Source organism: Alteromonas sp. ASW11-130, from assembly GCF_026183735.1.
Taxonomy (GTDB): Bacteria; Pseudomonadota; Gammaproteobacteria; order Enterobacterales; family Alteromonadaceae; genus Alteromonas.
Genome location: NZ_JAPFRE010000027.1, coordinates 294,804 through 313,368 on the forward strand (window position 1 = coordinate 294,804; position 18,565 = coordinate 313,368).

The 18,565-nt window shown below is 41.8% G+C and carries 19 protein-coding genes; 12 read left to right on the forward strand and 7 right to left on the reverse strand.

Translation table 11 applies throughout. From position 1 onward, the window contains the following. Nucleotides 1-44 precede the first annotated feature (44 nt). The 3 genes from OPS28_RS10455 (at nucleotide 45) to OPS28_RS10465 (ending at nucleotide 2,524) form a co-directional block, all read left to right on the forward strand. Nucleotides 45-506: an Mpo1 family 2-hydroxy fatty acid dioxygenase gene (locus OPS28_RS10455; RefSeq protein WP_265609397.1), complete on the forward strand. Its 462-nt coding sequence runs from the start codon at nucleotides 45-47 to the stop codon at nucleotides 504-506. Between the two features lie 114 nt (nucleotides 507-620). Next, the gene (locus OPS28_RS10460) at nucleotides 621-1,694 is read left to right on the forward strand and encodes a sensor histidine kinase (protein WP_265609398.1); all 1,074 of its coding nucleotides are present in this window, start codon (nucleotides 621-623) and stop codon (nucleotides 1,692-1,694) included. Continuing rightward, nucleotides 1,691-2,524: a LytR/AlgR family response regulator transcription factor gene (locus OPS28_RS10465; RefSeq protein WP_265609399.1), complete on the forward strand. Its 834-nt coding sequence runs from the start codon at nucleotides 1,691-1,693 to the stop codon at nucleotides 2,522-2,524. Before OPS28_RS10460 ends, OPS28_RS10465 begins: the two co-directional genes overlap by 4 nt. Before the next feature lie 16 nt (nucleotides 2,525-2,540). Here the strand turns inward: OPS28_RS10465 and OPS28_RS10470 are convergent, their stop codons facing one another. Then, nucleotides 2,541-3,539, reverse strand: a complete 999-nt coding sequence (locus OPS28_RS10470) for an ATP-dependent 6-phosphofructokinase (protein WP_265609400.1) — start codon at nucleotides 3,537-3,539, stop codon at nucleotides 2,541-2,543. A gap of 139 nt (nucleotides 3,540-3,678) precedes the next feature. On the opposite strand from OPS28_RS10470, the gene OPS28_RS10475 reads away from it, so the two are divergent. Both OPS28_RS10475 and OPS28_RS10480 read left to right on the forward strand, forming a co-directional pair. Continuing rightward, a complete protein-coding gene (locus tag OPS28_RS10475; RefSeq protein ID WP_265609401.1) occupies nucleotides 3,679-4,521 on the forward strand; it encodes a DUF6279 family lipoprotein in 843 nt (280 codons plus the stop codon). 7 nt (nucleotides 4,522-4,528) lie between these two features. Beyond that, nucleotides 4,529-5,482 carry a DMT family transporter gene (locus OPS28_RS10480; RefSeq protein WP_265609402.1) on the forward strand — a complete coding sequence of 318 codons (954 nt, stop codon included), beginning with the start codon at nucleotides 4,529-4,531 and terminating at the stop codon, nucleotides 5,480-5,482. Nucleotides 5,483-5,892: 410 nt separating this feature from the next. Here OPS28_RS10480 and OPS28_RS10485 read toward each other — a convergent pair whose 3' ends face one another. After that, nucleotides 5,893-7,545, reverse strand: a complete 1,653-nt coding sequence (locus OPS28_RS10485) for a response regulator (RefSeq protein ID WP_265609403.1) — start codon at nucleotides 7,543-7,545, stop codon at nucleotides 5,893-5,895. Nucleotides 7,546-7,725: 180 nt separating this feature from the next. On the opposite strand from OPS28_RS10485, the gene OPS28_RS10490 reads away from it, so the two are divergent. From OPS28_RS10490 to OPS28_RS10500, 3 genes are all read left to right on the forward strand, one after another. Continuing rightward, entirely contained in the window at nucleotides 7,726-8,202 is a 477-nt protein-coding gene (locus OPS28_RS10490) for a VC2046/SO_2500 family protein (protein WP_265609404.1), read from the forward strand. A 104-nt stretch (nucleotides 8,203-8,306) separates the two neighbouring features. Continuing rightward, nucleotides 8,307-9,302: an oxygen-dependent tRNA uridine(34) hydroxylase TrhO gene (trhO, locus tag OPS28_RS10495; RefSeq protein ID WP_265609405.1), complete on the forward strand. Its 996-nt coding sequence runs from the start codon at nucleotides 8,307-8,309 to the stop codon at nucleotides 9,300-9,302. 61 nt (nucleotides 9,303-9,363) lie between these two features. Continuing rightward, nucleotides 9,364-9,606 carry an EF-hand domain-containing protein gene (locus OPS28_RS10500; RefSeq protein ID WP_169209044.1) on the forward strand — a complete coding sequence of 81 codons (243 nt, stop codon included), beginning with the start codon at nucleotides 9,364-9,366 and terminating at the stop codon, nucleotides 9,604-9,606. A 237-nt stretch (nucleotides 9,607-9,843) separates the two neighbouring features. Here OPS28_RS10500 and OPS28_RS10505 read toward each other — a convergent pair whose 3' ends face one another. The 4 genes from OPS28_RS10505 to OPS28_RS10520 form a co-directional block, all read right to left on the reverse strand. Next, the gene (locus tag OPS28_RS10505) at nucleotides 9,844-10,638 is read right to left on the reverse strand and encodes a bestrophin-like domain (protein ID WP_265609406.1); all 795 of its coding nucleotides are present in this window, start codon (nucleotides 10,636-10,638) and stop codon (nucleotides 9,844-9,846) included. Between the two features lie 95 nt (nucleotides 10,639-10,733). Beyond that, nucleotides 10,734-12,050 (reverse strand): DEAD/DEAH box helicase, encoded by a 1,317-nt coding sequence (locus OPS28_RS10510; RefSeq protein ID WP_265609407.1) that lies wholly within the window; start codon nucleotides 12,048-12,050, stop codon nucleotides 10,734-10,736. A 108-nt stretch (nucleotides 12,051-12,158) separates the two neighbouring features. Then, nucleotides 12,159-12,815: a CoA transferase subunit B gene (locus tag OPS28_RS10515; RefSeq protein ID WP_265609408.1), complete on the reverse strand. Its 657-nt coding sequence runs from the start codon at nucleotides 12,813-12,815 to the stop codon at nucleotides 12,159-12,161. A gap of 1 nt (nucleotide 12,816) precedes the next feature. Then, on the reverse strand, nucleotides 12,817-13,524 hold the full coding sequence (locus OPS28_RS10520; protein ID WP_265609409.1) for a CoA transferase subunit A: 708 nt from the start codon (nucleotides 13,522-13,524) through the stop codon (nucleotides 12,817-12,819). A 106-nt stretch (nucleotides 13,525-13,630) separates the two neighbouring features. On the opposite strand from OPS28_RS10520, the gene OPS28_RS10525 reads away from it, so the two are divergent. The 4 genes from OPS28_RS10525 (at nucleotide 13,631) to OPS28_RS10540 (ending at nucleotide 17,076) form a co-directional block, all read left to right on the forward strand. Further along, the gene (locus OPS28_RS10525) at nucleotides 13,631-14,521 is read left to right on the forward strand and encodes a LysR family transcriptional regulator (RefSeq protein WP_265609410.1); all 891 of its coding nucleotides are present in this window, start codon (nucleotides 13,631-13,633) and stop codon (nucleotides 14,519-14,521) included. A 465-nt stretch (nucleotides 14,522-14,986) separates the two neighbouring features. Then, entirely contained in the window at nucleotides 14,987-15,316 is a 330-nt protein-coding gene (locus OPS28_RS10530) for a hypothetical protein (protein ID WP_265609411.1), read from the forward strand. Nucleotides 15,317-15,435: 119 nt separating this feature from the next. After that, entirely contained in the window at nucleotides 15,436-15,900 is a 465-nt protein-coding gene (locus OPS28_RS10535) for a hypothetical protein (RefSeq protein WP_265609412.1), read from the forward strand. 93 nt (nucleotides 15,901-15,993) lie between these two features. Next, nucleotides 15,994-17,076 (forward strand): calcium/sodium antiporter, encoded by a 1,083-nt coding sequence (locus OPS28_RS10540; protein WP_265609413.1) that lies wholly within the window; start codon nucleotides 15,994-15,996, stop codon nucleotides 17,074-17,076. A 265-nt stretch (nucleotides 17,077-17,341) separates the two neighbouring features. Here the strand turns inward: OPS28_RS10540 and OPS28_RS10545 are convergent. Beyond that, nucleotides 17,342-18,489, reverse strand: a protein-coding gene (locus OPS28_RS10545) for an IS3 family transposase (RefSeq protein ID WP_265609414.1) whose coding sequence is annotated in 2 segments (ribosomal slippage) — nucleotides 17,342-18,243 and nucleotides 18,243-18,489 — 1,149 coding nt in all. Because the reading frame shifts where the segments join, the coding sequence is not laid out codon by codon here. Nucleotides 18,490-18,565 lie beyond the last annotated feature (76 nt).

Genomic DNA, 18,565 nt, shown 5'->3' on the forward strand with positions numbered 1-18,565 from the left:
TGTTAACAGCAATTTAACAAATGTGTGCGCGGAAGGAGAGGCCCATGCGGCAAATTGAAAGGTTATTAAGCCGTTACAACGAAAGCCATCAGAACAAAACAAATGTGGCTATTCATGCTATTGCCGTACCCAGTATATTTTTTGTAACAGTAGGCTTAGTGTGGTCAATACCTGCACCGACATGGTTTGAACAATTTAATATCAACTGGGCCCACGTAGTGATTATCCCAATGTTGTATTACTATTTTATGTTGTCGGGGCCTATTGGTGCGGCGATGACGCTATTATCAATCGCTACATTAGCCGGAATTAACTTACTTGAATACAATGGCGTATCAGTGTGGCAATTTTCATTAGTGTTATTCGTTATAATGTGGATATTGCAATTTGTAGGTCACAAAATTGAAGGCAAAAAACCATCCTTTCTGGAAGATGTTCGTTTTTTATTAGTAGGTCCCGCATGGTGGTGGACCCACTGGCTTAAACGAATGAACATTGGATATTAGAATTGGTTTGCTGAAAAAGTGCGACCAGACGCCGTTGTACTACGACCAAGCTCGCGATTTTTAAGCACAAATTCATTATAATCATTTTATAAGTTTATATTTTTCGGTAGTTTTGTGAGCCGTTGGCATCGCCTTTTTGATAGTAACGAACGATTATTCTGGGTACTTCATTGTGCAGGCTGGACTGGCTTTGCTATTGTGTACTATATCGGCTCGTTCTTACATGACGTCAGACCTATCTGGATGTTTGTTATTCTTCTGAATGCCTACGCTGGGTGGTTACTAACGATCCCACTACGCTATATTTTCAGGTGGGCCAGAAAGCAATCTCCCATTCAAATGATTCTGATCGTAATCCTTTCTTGCTATTTAATAGCCCTAATTTGGGCCGTGGTGAAGAACGTCAATTATTGGGAAATCTATAAGCACGGCTATCGGCCGGAAGAATGGTACATGTATTTTACCAATACCATTAATTCATTGATAATGATTGGGTGCTGGAGCGGCGTGTACTTTGGTATAAAAAACTTCCAAATGTTGCAAAAAGAAAAGCAAAATGCCCTCAAAGCTACCACTATGGCACACCAAGCACACATAAAAATGCTGCGTTACCAACTTAATCCACACTTTTTGTTTAATACCTTAAATGCCATTTCCACGCTGATTTTATTAAAGGAAAATGATTCCGCTGAAACTATGGTGTCAAGATTGAGCGACTTTTTACGCTATTCCTTGGATAATGATCCGATAAAGCGTGTCCCTCTTGGCCAAGAAATTAAGGCATTGCGCTTATATCTTGAAATAGAAAAGGTTCGTTTTGATGATCGCCTGGATGTTGGTTGGGATATTGAGTCTAATTGTGAAGCGGCCCTAGTTCCCAGTATGATCCTGCAACCCATCATCGAAAACGCCATTAAACATGCAATATCCCGAATGGAAGAGGGCGGCCGGATAGATATTACCGCACGGAGCTTTGGTAATGATTTATTGATGGATGTTGCCGATAATGGACCGGGTGCCGATATTCAAAACGGTCAGTTGACCCGAGAAAATGGGGTAGGGTTAGCGAATATTCGCGATCGGTTACAATCACTTTATCAACGAAATTTCGCCTTCTCAATTGAGCATAATAAACCAAAAGGAGTACGTGTGCGAATTCGTATTCCTTATGAGGTTAACGACGTATGAATACTAAAACTAAAATCATAAAAACTATTGTTGTTGACGATGAGCCTTTGGCGCGCAGGGGATTGCGTGCACGTTTAGACGGCCATAGCGATATCGAAGTGGTCGCCGAATGTCAAAACGGTGTAGATGCTGTCAGTAAAATTAGCCAATTAAGACCGGATCTCGTATTTTTGGATATACAAATGCCCGGTTTAAATGGTTTTCAAGTTATTCAAAAGCTTAAAGAACTTAAACAGCCCATTCCTGTTATAGTTTTTGTTACCGCCTATGACAGTTATGCTATCAAAGCGTTTGATGTACATGCTTTAGACTATCTACTTAAACCAGCAGATAACGAGCGACTTACTTCATCACTGAAGAAAGTGAGAGAGTATTTCGCAAATCAATATCACGATGCGCAATCTCAAAAATTAGTGAACTTGGTTTCGGAGCTAACAGGCGATGACTGTGAAGAGATTTTACGTAAACTGGCCAAGGGAGAAAAGATTGAAACAGACCCTTATCCAGATATTCTCGCTATAAAAGATGGCTCTGAAGTCACTCGCGTGGCGGTGAATGATATCCAATGGATTGACGCCGCAGGCGATTATATGTGCGTCCACGCGTTGGATGGTATGCATATAATGCGCAAAACAATGAAAGAGTTAGAGCAGGAACTTAACCCCAAAACGTTTGTTCGTGTACATCGCTCAGCTATCGCGAATATACGCTACGTTAAAAAGTTGGTGAGCCACATAAGCGGGGAGTATCATCTGATACTACAGAATGACACAGAATTGAAAGTCAGCCGTTCGCACCGGGATAAGGTTAAAGCAGCAATGAAAACATAAATACTTCGTTTTTTGGTTACGCGTAACGGTCATTCATGAGCGTTTTCATTGTAATAACCAGTTGTTTATCAAGAGGTTTTGACTTATCCCAGGTGTGTGTGAAGGGTACCTCGACCGTTTTACCATTGTGCTCACCTACCATTACACCGGTAATATCCTTTGTGACCAAACTCACGGCATAAGCACCCAGTTTGGTTGCAAGAATACGATCCTGGCTGACGGGAGAACCGCCTCGCTGAACGTGGCCAAGAATGACGGGCCGTACTTCAGATTGTGTTTTCTTAGTAAGCGCTTTTGCCAAATTATCAATTCCCCCAGGCCATAGTTTCTCTGCAAGAACAACAATATAGCTAATATGCTCACTTTGTTTTCTACGCTCAGCTAATTGACTGCTTATCTGATCGAGCACAGCCTCAGGATTATCGAATAATTCCGGCAAGATAACATAGTCAGCAGAAGAGGCGAGAGCAGCATGAAGTGCTAAAAACCCGGCATGCCTACCCATCACTTCAACTAAAAATATACGTTCAAAAGCATCCGCAGTATCTCGTACCTTATCAATTGAGCTAACAGCCGTGTCGATAGCGGTGTAAAAGCCTATCGTGGCATCGGTCCCACTTATATCATTGTCGATGGTTCCTGGTAATCCCAGTATTTGGCCCGACCAAAATTTACCTAAATGATCGGCACCTCGGAAAGATCCGTCGCCGCCAATTACAATTAAAGTATCGATATCGAGTTCATTCAGGTTCTCAGATGCTTTTTTTGCACCAGCATCCGTTTTGAATTCATGACAACGAGCGCTATGGAGTACAGTCCCACCACGTTGGATAAGGTTATGAACCTGGTTATTATTCAGCAAACAATATTCTTGATTAAGTAAACCGTTATAACCATGCTGGTAACCTACAATAGCGTAGTTTGCTCGTTCACATGCCAATACAATCGCTCTTATACAAGCGTTCATACCTGGCGCATCACCTCCTGACGTGAGAACTGCTATTTTTTTTGTCACAAATAGTAACCTTTTGAAAATGTTATTGAATGAACTAAACAGGTAAACTTATGTCTGTTTTCACAGCATGGCAGAATGATATCCATCTGCCAAGTTAATACGTAGATACAGGGTTTTCGGAGTCAGGGTAAGGATAGTTATGAAGAAAATTGTTAGTTTCGTTCTGGTATTTGTGCTGTCAGGCTGTTCGTCAAAGTTGGCCTACAATAATTTAGATTGGCTGATTTACTGGCATTTAGATGACTATATTGAGTTGACCGAACCTCAGGAAGAGCAATTTGATGCGTATTTAGATTCATGGATAACATGGCACCGGAACGAAGAGCTATCCGCTTATGTGAAACAGTTGCAAGCATTAAAACAAGATATTGCGAACGATAATTTAACTAACCAAGTTGTACTGGCTAATCTCCAACAAGCTCGTCAACACTGGATTAGAATTCGCGAAAAGATAACACCTCAAATAGCCCAGTTAGCACATCAAGTATCTGAAGAGCAACTGATTCAATTATTTGCTGCGCTTGAAAAAGATAATAAAGAAGAGGACGAAGAGTTAGCAGAAAACCTGAAGAGAACCGAACATGAACGATTGGAAGATAGAACTGAAAGCCTCATTGACGATTTAGAAGAACGGATAGGAGAATTATCGCCTAATCAGAAAGCGATAGTGGCGCAATATGCCCCCCAGTTTACCTCTACTCACGCTGATTGGATTGCTTACAGGCGTTCCATTCAACAAGCAGCCAGGCGTTTATTCGTTTCACGTTCAACCAATGAGAATTTTGTCATCGACTTGGTTCATTTAATGAATAGTCCTGACGATTATCGCAATGAAAGTTATAACGTTAATCGTGAAAAAAATAACGAAATTTACGCTCAGTTAGTCGCAGAGGTAGCACAGTCTTTTAGTTCCAAACAAAAGAAAAAGCTATTGAATGAAATTCAAGATATCATCGATGACTTAGAAGATTTGATGGACTAATGCAAAGTTGGATAATGAAATTCGCCCTGTAAAAGGGTTTATCCTTGCCCTTACAACAGCGTTGTTGTGGGGCGTCTTGCCAGTTTTCCTGGTACTTTGTCTACATGTGATGGATAGCAAAACCATTACTTTGTATCGCTTTTTATTTGCGGCGGTGGCGGTAGGGCTAATACTTTTACGTAAAAATAGCCTTCCTAAGGTGTTCGGCTTTAGGCAGTCAGTTATCTGGTTGACTATCGGCGCAACCGTGATGCTTGTAATAAATTACGTCGCCAATGTCGTGGGGCTTAAATACCTGAGTCCATCAAGCGTCCAGGTTTTAATGCAGTTAGCACCATTTATATTAATGCTTGGGGGTATTTTTCTCTACAAAGAATCATTTACGACAGTACAATTTGCTGGTAGTGCTTTGCTCGTAGCGGGGTTACTATTATTCTTTAATGAACGCTTACCACAAATTCTTGTTTCCGAATCGGAAAATGCGATTGGTATAGTGATTGTCGTTGTAGCTGCCCTGACTTGGGCTTTCTATGCATTATGCCAAAAGAAATTAATGCGTTCGATGAGCGCGATGCAACTAACCTTACTGATATATATTGTTGGTACTGCGATATTATTTCCCTTTAGCGACCCTAGCCTTATTACCCATTTAAATGGATTACAAGCGGTAGCATTGCTCTTTTGTTGTCTTAATACTGTGGTAGCGTATGGAGCGTTTACCGAGGCTTTACGAATATGGTATGCATCAAGGGTCAGTGCAATACTGGCATTAACCCCTCTGTTTACTTATTTAAGTACGTTAATGGCTGAAAAGGTTGCTCCGGATTGGTTTACGCAACCAGAGTTGGGCTGGGTAGCTTATAGTGGCGGTGGCATGGTTATAGTCGGTTCAATCCTGACTGCAATAGGAAAGAAGACCCCTATAATGGCCGAGCAAATTCGTGGTGGTGCAATCAAATAGCTGACGCAAAGGTAGAGCCCATGTTGGAGTTTGAATTTACGCACATATGCTCGATGTACATATTTTATGCTCGGCTTTTCTAATGAACATAAAACGTTAGAGCATACAGTACTACTTCACTTTCACTCAAACGTATTCTGGGAAGGTTAAGTTTCGCTGTTTAATTGCTTGATTTTTTGCATATTGTATCGTGAGCATCGCGTTGATACCGAAGGCCTTCGCATTCCTCAATAAACCGTTTTCTTGCTGTTAAAGCTTGTTGTGGATAATTAGGGTTGTTCATTATTTTCGCCAGACGCGAACATTCCTGTTGCTGTCGATTCACTTCAACAACTTCTTCACATAGGGGCTGACTACTACACCCCGAAAGAAGCCAAAAAAACGAAGGCAAAATCAAAATAAAGCAAAGCTTATGATTTTCCTGAATCATCAATATAGTTAAATAGATCGTCCTTAAGTTCATCAAACTTTTCCTGGTGTTGTTTTTGTAGGGGAACATCTTCAATTAATTTATAGACCCTACGACACTCTTTCACCAACAAGGGTTCTGGTTTTTCATTCTTTTCGAGTATTTTTAAGATGCACTGTAGTAAGTTGAGCGCAACGCCTGTATTGACCGGAGCATACTGTTGCGCCAGGTAAAAAGCGTCTTTCGCTTGCTCAAATTTTCCTTCTTGGTATAGTCCAATTCCTTCTCGATTAAACTGTAAATAAAGTTTTTGTTTTTCTTCACTACGTGCTTTTTCCGTTTCCATTAAGTGTTGACCGTTGGGATCAAGTTCTACGCCCTGATGTTTCATTAACTCAATAAGCGCCAGAGCATCGTCAAATTCCCCGAGATCGTACATTACCTTAAGGCTATCAGGGACAAAGGGTAGTGGGTATTCTTCATATTTTTCCTCTATCGTTTTCTGAGATTGAGCGAGGTTGCGCTTGGCATCCATCATTTTGCCATCAAGCGCGCACATGCGCGCATGGACGACTTGCTCGTATACATCTAAATCGAATTCCCCTTTAATTCGCTGCAACACTTCATCATGTTTACCCCGCTGCATAAAAAGCAATGCTTCTTGTTGGAACCTGTTTTTCGCTTTTTTTTCTTCTGCGTGTTCAGCCGCATCAAGGATACTGCGTATGTAGCTACACCAGTGCGCAATATCTTGATGAATAGTGCGTTTAGAAAGTTGCCAGATAGAAAGAGAAGAGTCTTGCGCCAGTACGAAGTCTTCATTCTCTCTGGCAATAGCACACGCAGTAAAATGCCGCTGTAAAGAATAGGGAGATAATTTGATTGCTTGCTTAATCGAAGATAACGCCTGTTCACCTTGAGATAGCTTGTTTTGAGCCTCAGCAAGTATATCGTAGGCGTCGGCATTAAAACGGTTAGATTGCAAAATGCGTTGTGCGGTATCTATGGCCTTTTGATATTGATTCATTTGCAAATGTGTTCGCGCCAAGGCGATTAGCGACCACAGTGCTGATGTTTCTTCAGATTGGCTAGATAACAAGGCAAATGCATTTTCAGGCGTACCACTTTTCCAGTAAAGTTCTATAAGAAGCTGTAAACAGTAACGATGAAAAGGTGAAGCAGCAGCCATTTTACTTTTGCATTCGGTTATCGCTTTTTCCCAGTTTTCTTCGGCCATTGCGCTATAAACTGGAAGTAAAAACTGGCGTTTGTTCCAGGCTCTGGATATTCGTGTTTTTAATTGTGCTTGCGAAAACGGTTTGATTAAATAATCGTCAGGCCGTCGCTCAAGCGAGCCTAACACTACTGGGCGGGCACTGTCTGCACTAATAAGAAGAAAGATAGTCGACGGCTTAACCAGTTTTCTAATTCTTAGCTCTTCTATGAATTCATAACCATTTTTACGATCGGCTCCTAAATGCAAATCGACTATGACAACATCGTATTTTCTTTTTTTACACAGTGAGATAGCTTGTTCGGCAGACCCTTTAGTGTCGACTTCAATTGCGCCCATAGAATTCAGTAAACCGCGAAGTAACAGCAGGAAAGGACGTTGATCTTCAACGATAAGTACTTGTTTGTCCTTATAATTCATCGGCTACTTTGTACCTTCAATTAGTTTCACGTGCTAAGCATCAGTTATTAAAACCAACTTGGCAAGTATAAAGAGTAAAAGTTAGCTTTTACCAGCTCGCTAGCTATAAAAGTTTATTAAGATATTTCATTTTTGTCCGATAGTTTAAATAGGTAGCGATTTCAGGATTCAGTACTAAAAGTGGTAGATACCGTTGTTTCTTCAGTTCAACCAACCAATTTGGAATGGCAAAGCAAGTTAGCTGAATCAGTTAACTCTAAGGCTTTGTTTGCGCTGTATCTGGCCATGCACAGCCAGCCTGGTTTATCAAATGTAACTTTTCAGTCTGATTCAAATGTTGTTCCGCAATTCGACGTAACATCTTTAAATCATTACCGCAGAGCCCCGCAGGCGTGCAGCGAGAAGTCAGTTGATCGTCTTAATGTGACCAGTAACCTGATGCATGAAAATGATATCTCAGGCGTGTTGCTTTGGCAGTCGATGCATCCAGATCCCCTCAGTATTGTTGATAACGCTAAAAAGCTACCGCCTGATGTAAAGTCAAACTGTAGCTATATAACCCAACAATTACTTGCACAGAAAATTCACAATGCAATCGAGGTGGATGAAACGCGCCTTGATGATATTGTTAAAGGATCTACGGAATTACTAAATTAGTTTAAAAACTGAACGCACGAAACTGGATAACCTACGTCTATTTGGCTATACTCGCGCCCGCATTTTGCACTGGTTTTACGTTCCAACAAGCAAAGGTGAAGTACATGTCCACATTCGTAGTTTGCGCGATGTATAAGTTTGTCGCGCTAAATGATTATCAACAACTCCGTGAACCCCTCGTAAACGCAATGGAAGCTAATGGCATTAAAGGCACACTTCTATTAGCGGCAGAAGGCATCAACGGTACCGTTTCGGGTAGCCGTGAAGGAGTTGATAACTTATTAGCTTATCTAAATAGCGATGAGCGCATTAATCCTATTTCTTACAAAGAGTCATTCCACGAGATCCAGCCGTTTTATCGCACCAAAGTAAAACTTAAAAAAGAAATCGTTACTATGGGGGTAGAAGGTATCGACCCGCGTCGAACAGTAGGAACTTACGTTAAATCCACAGACTGGAATGATTTAATCAGCGATCCTGAAGTGACTGTCATTGATACCCGAAACGATTATGAAATTGAAATTGGTACGTTCAAAAATGCCATCAACCCCAATACCGGTACATTTCGAGAGTTCCCTGATTACGTTAAGAGTAATCTTGACCCGGTAAAAAATAAAAAAGTGGCGATGTTTTGTACGGGGGGAATTCGATGCGAAAAATCCACTGCCTACCTGAAAGAACAGGGGTTTGAAGAAGTTTATCACTTAGAAGGTGGTATTCTGCAATATTTAGAAGATGTACCCCAGGAAGAATCGCTTTGGGAAGGTGATTGTTTTGTTTTCGATAACCGCGTTGCAGTAAATCATCAACTTGAAAAAAGCGACTATGATCAATGCTATGCATGCCGATTACCTATTACACAAGCCGATCGACAGAGCGAAAAATATGAAGCAGGGGTAAGTTGCCCACATTGTTATGGAACACATTCTGAGGAACAGCTAGCGCGTTTCAGAGAACGTGAGAAACAAGTCAATCTTGCACGTGCCCGTAATGAAGAACACGTGGGAACCGAAGCACGGGACGTGATGGAAACACGGCGACAGCAAAAAGCGCAAGAGCAACGTCAACGCGCTTTAGAGGCGAAGCAAAAACAGGCGTAGACAGTTGCTCATGTGGGCGGTACACTGTTTCTCTATCGAAGTAATCAAGTAGGGAATATAAGTGGAAGCCCAACTTTCAGAAGAGAAAATTGCCGAGATCCAGAGTGATTTCAACTTTTTTGACCGAGATGGTAACGGTCAAATTGATTTGCCAGAATTTATTGAATTATTAACGGTATTGTCACCTAAAACTAAAGCCAGCCACGTAGAAGAGGGCTTTAAACTTATCGACAGTAATAACGATGGCTATATCGATTTTGAAGAGTTTCTTTCCTGGTGGCAAGAAGGTTGGTGGGAATACTAATTAACCTATCACTAATTTAAAAAGGCAGCGATTTCTTACGCTGTCTTTTTTTATGTCCGACGAAATGTATATCCACGTAATCCTATAATTGATGAGTTTATTTTATTTCGTTAAGTAGGTGACCGCGCGCTTCAATATTATCCGTTTTAAGCGCACAAACTATTTAAAATGGGTAACCAATAATATTGTAAAAATCACTCGGCTGTTTGACCCTCCATGAGGGCGAGTAAGTAAAATCTATTCGTCGCGAGTAAACTGAATAAGTTCGTACAAAGCTGACTGATTGACCGTAATTAACCCTCTTTTAGGCCTGTCTAAATCAATAATTATAAACACGATAAGCGTGATTAAAAATGACACTAGGGTTAGCGGCAAGGTAATACGCTTTCCTGTTAACCCAGATGAATACCCCATAATACCTATCGATGCAACGAACACGACAAACATTAAAAAGAGGATAGGCTCGGGGACATGAGATCGCAATATTGCATTGCGTTTTCCCTGACTGTCTATTGCTACATTAAGCGCCTGTGCGAACGCGCCACTGGTGACAGGGCGGGGATCTTCTTTTGACGCAAGAACCGCTATTTCCCATAGCTGATTTTGAATATTTGCGACTTTACCATCGAACTCCTGGCGTACTTTTCTTTCGTCCAAAGGAATTTTACTTGCCTGAACGCGTAACTTTATATATTCGTTAAATAAAGATTTTGCCTGAGACTGGTAACCTTCTGGGAGGAGTTGTACGCGTAATAGCGCAGTACCAATTGCATTCGCTTCGTCGATTAACGCCATGCTGCGATTGTCAAACCGCTGCATGGACATGCTAAAAGTAAAACCCAGGAGTAAAGCTAATAGACCTAAGATACTGCCTTGAACAGAGCCTGTGAGCGCTTTTACCTCAGCATCAGTACTCGTCTGTACTACTCGGCCCAGCCGAAAACTGAGTTCGTTAAATGACATAATGGCAATAAAAAGTACGACAGCAATAGAAATACTACTGAAACTAAAAAGCAATTCAGACTGCTCCATTTAAATTAATCCCTTATTTATAGTTAAAGATTTCTCAACATTGCAAAGTTTAGTCTAACGATTAGACTGTTTGATTTAATTCGGGGAGACAATAGTTACTCTTCAGGGTTGCGCTCAATCCGTTTACGTTTTATTGGCATATCACCAGCATCTTCCCCCAGCATGGTTTTGACACGCTTAGCCGGTTTAGGCGATGCTGTCTCTTTTGGTGCTTTTGATAGATTTTCTTTGTCTGTTCGCTCTTTTCGCTTAGGTGCTTTTTTTCCCGAAAACGATGCAGGTGACTCAGGGTGCACCGAGCAGTCAAGCGGGTAAGTGATATTTTGTTTAATAGCCAGATAACTTGACCAGTCTCTTGGCCCTACTAACGAGAACGCCTGGCCTTTATTGCCAGCGCGACCCGTTCTACCTATTCGATGAATATACTCATCAGCATGTTTAGGTAAATCAAAGTTGATTACCAGCCCTACCTTGGGTAAATCTAATCCCCTTGATGCCACATCAGTTGTTACTAGGATGCTATGTTTGCCACGGGTAAACTCTGACATAATGTTAGCGCGTTTACTTTGTATTAAGTCACCACTAAGTGAAACGGCGTGACGTTGTTTTTGATTTAATAAAGTCGTGAGGCGAGTGGTGTCTTCCCGGGTAGCCGTAAAAATTATGGCTTGATTGAAATTACTATTATCAAGACACAGCTGGAGTAGCGTATCTTTATGTTCGACGTGATCGGCGAAGAACAATCGTTGTTCAATGTCTCCATGCTCTGCGCCAGCATCTCCCACAGCTATTCGTACAGGCGCTTTAAGCAGTTGTTTACTCAAAGAGGTCATCGCCACGGTATCTGCGGTGGCTGAAAACATTAATGTTTGTCGTTTGCGATGATCTGCTTGCTCGTTAATCTGGATTAACGCGTCGGAAAAGCCCAGATCCAACATACGGTCTGCTTCGTCCAGGATGAGTAATTCAAGACCATTGAGGAAAAACGCTTTGTCGCGTAAATGATCTGCTATACGGCCTGCCGTACCTACAATAATATGCGGGTTTTTGCGCAATTGTTTAGCTTGGTCGTTAAAATTCTCACCGCCTAGTACCAATACACTTTTCAGGGCTAGGGACGACGTAAGTGACTTGACTTCACCAAACACCTGTTTAGCCAGCTCGCGGGTGGGAGCTAAAATAAGCACCCGAGGGTCCTGTCTGCTTAAGGCTTTTTCGCTTAATAGACGGTGAACAGTCGGGACTAAAAAAGCCAGTGTTTTGCCCGAGCCTGTTTTTGAGGAAGCAATAATATCTTGGCCCTTTAATGCAGGCAAAATCGTTTTTTGCTGTATTTCGGTCAGTTCTTGAAAGCCTTTTTCCTGTAAACGAGAAACGATTTTATGATGGACGGGGAGGTCAGATATTTGCAAGGTGAAAGCTCAGCTGTTTAAAATCACGTATTATCCGTTATTGTAGCAGCAATATAAAGCGCAGCGCACTAAGAAAGCGGACTATGGTAGTCCGCCAACACTTATGCGTTAAAACTGCATTTCTGGAATATCACCTTCAACAACCAATTTACCCGCTGTTTTCTCCTGAATTTCTTCAACAGATACCCCTGGGGCACGCTCTTTTAAATAAAATGCACCATCAGCAACTTCCAATACTGCTAAGTCGGTGATAATTCTAGTAATACAGTTGACACCTGTTAAGGGTAAAGTGCATTCCTGAAGTAATTTAGAATTACCATGTTTATCAGCATGGGTCATAGTGACAATGATATTCTTGGCACCCGCAACTAAGTCCATCGCTCCCCCCATGCCTTTGACCAATTTACCGGGGATCATCCACGAGGCAATGTTTCCATTCACGTCGACTTCAAAAGCGCCTAATACCGTGAAATCGACGTGCCCACCTCGAATCATGGCGAAGCTTTCGGCAGAGTTAAAGATAGAACCACCGGTGATAGCGGTTACGGTCTCTTTTCCTGCATTAATCATATCGGCATCAACTTCGGCTTCAGTGGGATAGCGACCCATTCCCAATAGACCATTTTCGGATTGCAACATGACTTCGATACCGTCTGGTACATAGTTAGCTGCGAGGGTAGGGATGCCAATCCCTAAATTAACATAATTCCCATCCTGAAATTCATGCGCTACACGCATCGCAATTTGATCTCTGGTTAACGCCATCTTAACGTTCCTCCTTTGCCAATACTTTGCGCTCGATACGTTTTTCAAACGTTCCTTTAATCACGCGATCTACGTAAATACCGGGTGTATGAATATGAGCTGGTTCCAACTCTCCAGGCTCTACAATTTCTTCTACCTCTACCACAGTGATTTTTCCAGCAGTGGCGGCCAAGGGATTGAAGTTCTGTGCGGTGTGACGATAAATACAGTTACCAAAACGGTCTGCTTTCCACGCTTTCACTATAGCGAAATCACCGGTGATGGATTCTTCTAGTATATAGGGGCGCCCATTGAACTCTTTAACTTCTTTTCCTTCACCGACGGGCGTGCCATAACCTGTTGCGGTATAAAAAGCGGGTATACCTGCACCCCCTGCACGCATTTTTTCCGCTAAGGTGCCTTGTGGCGTTAATTCAACTTCTAATTCTCCGTTGAGTAATTGCTTTTCAAATAACGCATTTTCACCTACGTAAGAAGACACCATTTTTTTTATTTGTTTATCTTCTAACAAGATGCCCAGCCCAAAACCATCTACACCACAGTTATTGGATACAATGGTTAAGCCCTTAGCGCCTTGCTTTTTTATTTGTGCAATCAGTCCTTCAGGAATACCGCATAATCCGAAACCACCGGCTATAACGGTCATGTTATCTTCAAGGCCCTGCATGGCTTGTTCGTAGCTGGTGACTACTTTGTCAAAACCAGACATTCTGCTCTCCTAATTATTTTTTTGTTAACGAGAAGTATCAGCGAGTAAAAATAAATTGTAAAATTAATTTAATCTCTGTATTGATAAAAAAAATTAATGAATCTTTATGTCAATATCTTACCGTAACATGTACGCGTTTATACAAGTCGCAGACTCATCCACGTTCGCAGAGGCCGCCGACAAGCTGCACATTACCCAGCCTGCGCTTTCCATAGCGATAAAAAAAATGGAGTCACAGCTTGGTGGCGCTTTATTTTCCAGAAGCACCAGAAGGGTACAACTCACGCCAGAGGGGCGGACACTCCTACCTAATGCTAGACGCCTGATTAACGAATGGGATGACACGGTTCTCGATATGCGCAATTTATTTGCAATGAAAAAGGGAACACTATCCATTGCTGCAATGCCTTCTTTCGCTGCTTCCCGGTTACCTGACATCCTTAAGCAATTTCATAATAAACAGCCTAATGTTCGTATTCGGGTTTTGGACGTCGTAATGGAAAACGTTATTGAGATGGTAGTTGCAGGGAAAGTAGAACTTGGTTTTACTTTTGAACCCGAAATTTGTGATGGGCTGTGCTTCCAGCCGTTGTTTAATGATTCGTTTATCGTAGTTGTTCATTCACATCACCCTTTGGCTCATTTCAAAAGTGGTGTCGAATGGAAAAACGTTTGTCAGTCAGATTTCATCGCGATGAATCGAGGCTCATCGTTGCGCAAATGGATTGATGAAATAGCGATAGATCATGGGGCCTTGAACATAGTAGCGGAGACTGGACAGTTGGGCACAATCGGACAGTTAATTAAACAACAAATGGGAATTTCAATTGTTCCTTCACTTTGCCACGAGCAAATGGAAAACATTGGCCTGGTTTGTTTGCCACTATTTAACGCACCCCTACAAAAGAATGTAGGCATGATACGCTCATTAAGAGGGAGTATGTCAGTGGCCTCGATAACGCTTTGGGAGCAATGCTTAAAATCGACGCTTCAATAGTATAAGTGATGTTCACTCTACCTGTCAGTGGGGCGGATGAAAATTGCGCAAGTCAGATCATACCGTATTGTTGAAGGGGATTTGTCTCACCTCACTCTGTTACAGCTTATTTTATCCTCTAAAAGTAATGGCTGATATTCACTTCAAATAAGTAGACACTGCCCTTAGAGTATACAGCCCAAACAACATGTACTCAGTTATGTAATTTAAGAAAGGAGACTTTGTTGCATAACTTTAAAATACTTGTGTAAATACACAGTTATAGCCACCTTTCCCCTATATTCAAGAAAACGACCCAATCGCGCGTTTTTGTCATACGAATTATCAGGTAAATTTTCTTAAAGCCTTGGCATCTATTGGCTTTAAGAAACATGGGAATCATGGCACTATGGACAAAAACGAGCACATGCTCGGTAGAAAAACGCGCAATTTGCGCCTTATTAAATTGTTATGTGGCAATTGAAAATGACTAGATTTATTAACATTTTGCTTGCAGTTTTTTTGTGCGGCTGCACGGCGACCAAGCCTAAAGAAGTAGAATTAAGCTTCTCATATCAGGATAACTACGACTATTTTGGGTACGTTACCCATTGGGTTAGAAACACAGAAGTTCCCCCTGTCGATGACAATATAGTCGGAGCTAAAAAGGACTTTGCACTCTGCAAAAGTGAAATGAAAGATCATGTAGTTGATAAACAATTACCTAGTCAAAATGTCCAATATGCGTTTATCGTAAAATGCATGTACAAAAAGAACTGGTTCTTATCTGCCGAGACTTATATGGTTACGCAGTAAACCACATAACAAACCAAGTAAGCGGGACATTAACAGGTGGGCTCCCGTCACTTCGTTCCGTATTATAGCCCACATGTTATTGCCCCTTCTTGGGGCGTTATGTATCACGGAGGATTGTGGTGAAAAAATTAAGTCTTATCTTTCTTATCTCTGTACTAGCTGGTTGTATTTCTTTGCCTAAATCGGAGCAAGAATTAAAAGCAAATCACTACAAAATAGAGTCCAAATGTGTTCAAACTGAATTATTTAAAGCCTACGAAATAATTGCTCAAAATACAGCTCGATGTCATGGCGGTACCGATGGCTCAATTGTTCCTGCGGCTGGCGGTTACATGGCTATATCAACGGAAGATCGTATAGAGGGATATATTTCAAATGATAAAGCCTTTGCGAAAGTATCTGTAGAACACATTAACCCTGTCGCAGGTGGTTTTCTTCAACTTATCGAATTCCAAAAAACAGAGTCTTGCCCAGCTAACATAAAAGTATACTTGCTTAATGATTCAACCAAGTGGAAAACAGCAACTGAATCCGTTTTTAAATGGCTTGAAGGTGACAAAACTTCATGTTTCGAGTTAATGTGATACATAACAATCAAATGCAGCCGACGCCAAACAGTGGCGCGGCTGATTAGGGCGTTAGCTTTTTAATTTAACCCCACAGTTTATGAGGTAGAAATGGATTATCTTCTGCTGGTTTTTGGCTTGGTTTTATTGATTTTAGGGGCAGAGGGCTTAGTTAAGGGAGCGGCTAGATTAGCGGCCAATATTGGAATTCCAAGTCTCGTGATTGGTTTGACTGTGGTCGCGTTTGGTACAAGCGCTCCTGAACTAGCTGTCAGTATGAACTCCGCGCTCGCAAATAAGACAGAGCTGGCAATTGCTAACGTGGTCGGTAGCAATATTTTCAATGTGTTGTTTATTTTGGGTTTAGCCGCACTTATCACACCACTAGCCATCTCAAAACAATTGATACGCCAGGACGTCCCAATAATGGTATTGGCCAGTGCGCTAGTCTTCTACATGGCGACAGATGGGCTCCTGAGCGTGTGGGAATGTGGGCTATTGGTCGTTTTATTAGTTGGCTACACAACGTTTCTTTTTGTGCAAGGCAAACGAGCTGACAGTGTAGCTGTAGACACAAATGATGATGAAGTATCTTCATTAACAACCGGACACCATCCGGTATGGCAAAGTACCTTATGGTTAGTCGCTGGCTTAGTTCTTTTGATCATCGGTGCGAATTTATTAGTGAATAGTGCGGTCACCATTGCGCGTACATTCGCGGTCAGTGAAGCGATTATAGGGCTCACCATTTTAGCGATAGGCACATCATTGCCTGAAGTAGTCACTTCAATAGTGGCCAGTTTTAAAGGGCAAAGAGATATTGCAGTAGGTAATGTGATTGGCAGCAATGTATTCAATTTGTTGGCAGTTCTTGGCATATCCGGTCTATTTAGCAGTGAAGGCTTGCTTGGTAATACACAACTAATTGAACAGGACTTTCCAATCATGCTTGGGGTTGCTTTGCTATGCGCGCCTCTTATGTTGACCGGGGCTGTATTAAACCGGATTGAAGGCATGTTGTTTTTTGGTTTGTATCTACTGTATACCGCATTTTTAATTGGTGGTGTAAAAGATGCAACTTGGTTATCTCCATTATCAATGGTGACTTGGAATATCATTTTTCCGGTTACATTGATTGTGATTGTTGTTTCTTTAATCAAGCATTGGTGGCAGCAGAAACAGTTGAAAAGCTAACAAGTTGCTGCATCGGAAAACCAACTCGCTGGCGCTCGTCGTTTTCCGCTGAGCAAGGCGTTAGGTGCTTACAAGGAATAATTGCATGCAGAGTTTTGAAATCGGAGAGATAGAATCCGCAATCAAGTATGAGAGGGATAAGCATCTAGACATCATTAAATGGTTGGTAGTTTTCCAAGCATTTCTTTTTACTGCTCTAAATCTCACAGCAAAGATTTCCTTGGCAGATACAATCATTTTTGCTTTGTGAATCGACACCAATAATCTAAACACTTCCTAGCCGTTCTTGATGTCGTTTTTCATACTCTACTGGCGAAAGTAGATCATTGAAACCATGTTTTCGTTTATTGTTATAAAACATTTCTATGTAATCGAAGATATCACTTCTAGCATCGTCCCTTGTTGAATAGACTTTTCGCTTAACTCGTTCACGTTTTAGCAATTGGAAGAAGCTCTCAGCTACCGCGTTATCATGACAGTTACCTCGTCGGCTCATGCTGCCTTCAAGACCATTTACTTTAAGGAAGTGTTGCCAATCATGGCTTGTGTATTGACTACCTTGATCGGAGTGGATTGTCACCATTTTCTTAGGGTTTCGTCGCCATACTGCCATTAACAATGCATCTAACACGATTTCCTTCGTGATCCGTGATTGCATTGACCAACCAATGACTTTACGAGAGAACAAGTCGACAACCACAGCCAAGTAAAGCCACCCTTCATGAGTACGGATATGAGTGATGTCGGTCACCCATGACTCATCTGGCGATTCTGGATTAAATTGCCGCTGCAATCGATTGGGCACGCCGATATGGCTCTCACCGCTACGATGACGAGGTTTCCGGTATCCTACCTGAGCTTTTAGCCCTTCATCTCGCATCAGCCGATAAACGCGATTAACACCGCATTTCTCACCAACATCACGTGAGTCAGAATGAACTTTCCGGTAACCGTAAACACCACCAGACTCTAACCAGAACTGTTTAATCAAACCTGTAAGACGTTGATTGGCTTTAGCTCGGTTAGAGTGAGGCTTTTTATTCCATGCGTAATATCCACTCGGATGAACATCGAACATTTTGCAAAGCCAACGAACAGGCCAACTGTCCGAGTTTTCTTTAATAAAGGCATACCTCAGTCGGACTGCTTTGCGAAGTATGCCGCGGCTTTTTTCAACAGGTCACGTTCTTCTGTCGTCCGTTTTAATTCTTTTTGTAACCGTTTAATTTCGGCTTGAGCATCGCTCAGCTCATTGTGCTGTTTAGAGTCAGGGCCGTATTTTTTGACCCAGGCATAAAGACTGTGTGTTGTGACATCTAATCGTTTCGCAACGTCAGATATTGAATGACCGCGATCAACTACCTGTTTAACCGCTTCAATTTTGAATTCTTCTGGGTAGCGCTTGCCGCTCATATGCACCTCTGTATTTTTAGCTAGTTTATCTAACTAAGAGGCGTCTAGGAAATTAGTGTCGATTCAATCCACGAAA

Excerpts from the sequence above, each read along its gene's own strand:
- trhO (WP_265609405.1), top strand. The coding sequence starts at position 8,307 with ATGTCCACATTCGTAGTTTGCGCGATGTATAAGTTTGTCGCGCTAAAT.
- OPS28_RS10505 (WP_265609406.1), bottom strand. The coding sequence starts at position 10,638 with ATGGAGCAGTCTGAATTGCTTTTTAGTTTCAGTAGTATTTCTATTGCT.
- OPS28_RS10455 (WP_265609397.1), top strand. The coding sequence starts at position 45 with ATGCGGCAAATTGAAAGGTTATTAAGCCGTTACAACGAAAGCCATCAG.
- OPS28_RS10475 (WP_265609401.1), top strand. The coding sequence starts at position 3,679 with ATGAAGAAAATTGTTAGTTTCGTTCTGGTATTTGTGCTGTCAGGCTGT.
- OPS28_RS10520 (WP_265609409.1), bottom strand. The coding sequence starts at position 13,524 with ATGTCTGGTTTTGACAAAGTAGTCACCAGCTACGAACAAGCCATGCAG.
- OPS28_RS10530 (WP_265609411.1), top strand. The coding sequence starts at position 14,987 with ATGACTAGATTTATTAACATTTTGCTTGCAGTTTTTTTGTGCGGCTGC.
- OPS28_RS10540 (WP_265609413.1), top strand. The coding sequence starts at position 15,994 with ATGGATTATCTTCTGCTGGTTTTTGGCTTGGTTTTATTGATTTTAGGG.
- OPS28_RS10515 (WP_265609408.1), bottom strand. The coding sequence starts at position 12,815 with ATGGCGTTAACCAGAGATCAAATTGCGATGCGTGTAGCGCATGAATTT.
- OPS28_RS10465 (WP_265609399.1), top strand. The coding sequence starts at position 1,691 with ATGAATACTAAAACTAAAATCATAAAAACTATTGTTGTTGACGATGAG.
- OPS28_RS10485 (WP_265609403.1), bottom strand. The coding sequence starts at position 7,545 with ATGAATTATAAGGACAAACAAGTACTTATCGTTGAAGATCAACGTCCT.
- OPS28_RS10525 (WP_265609410.1), top strand. The coding sequence starts at position 13,631 with ATGTCAATATCTTACCGTAACATGTACGCGTTTATACAAGTCGCAGAC.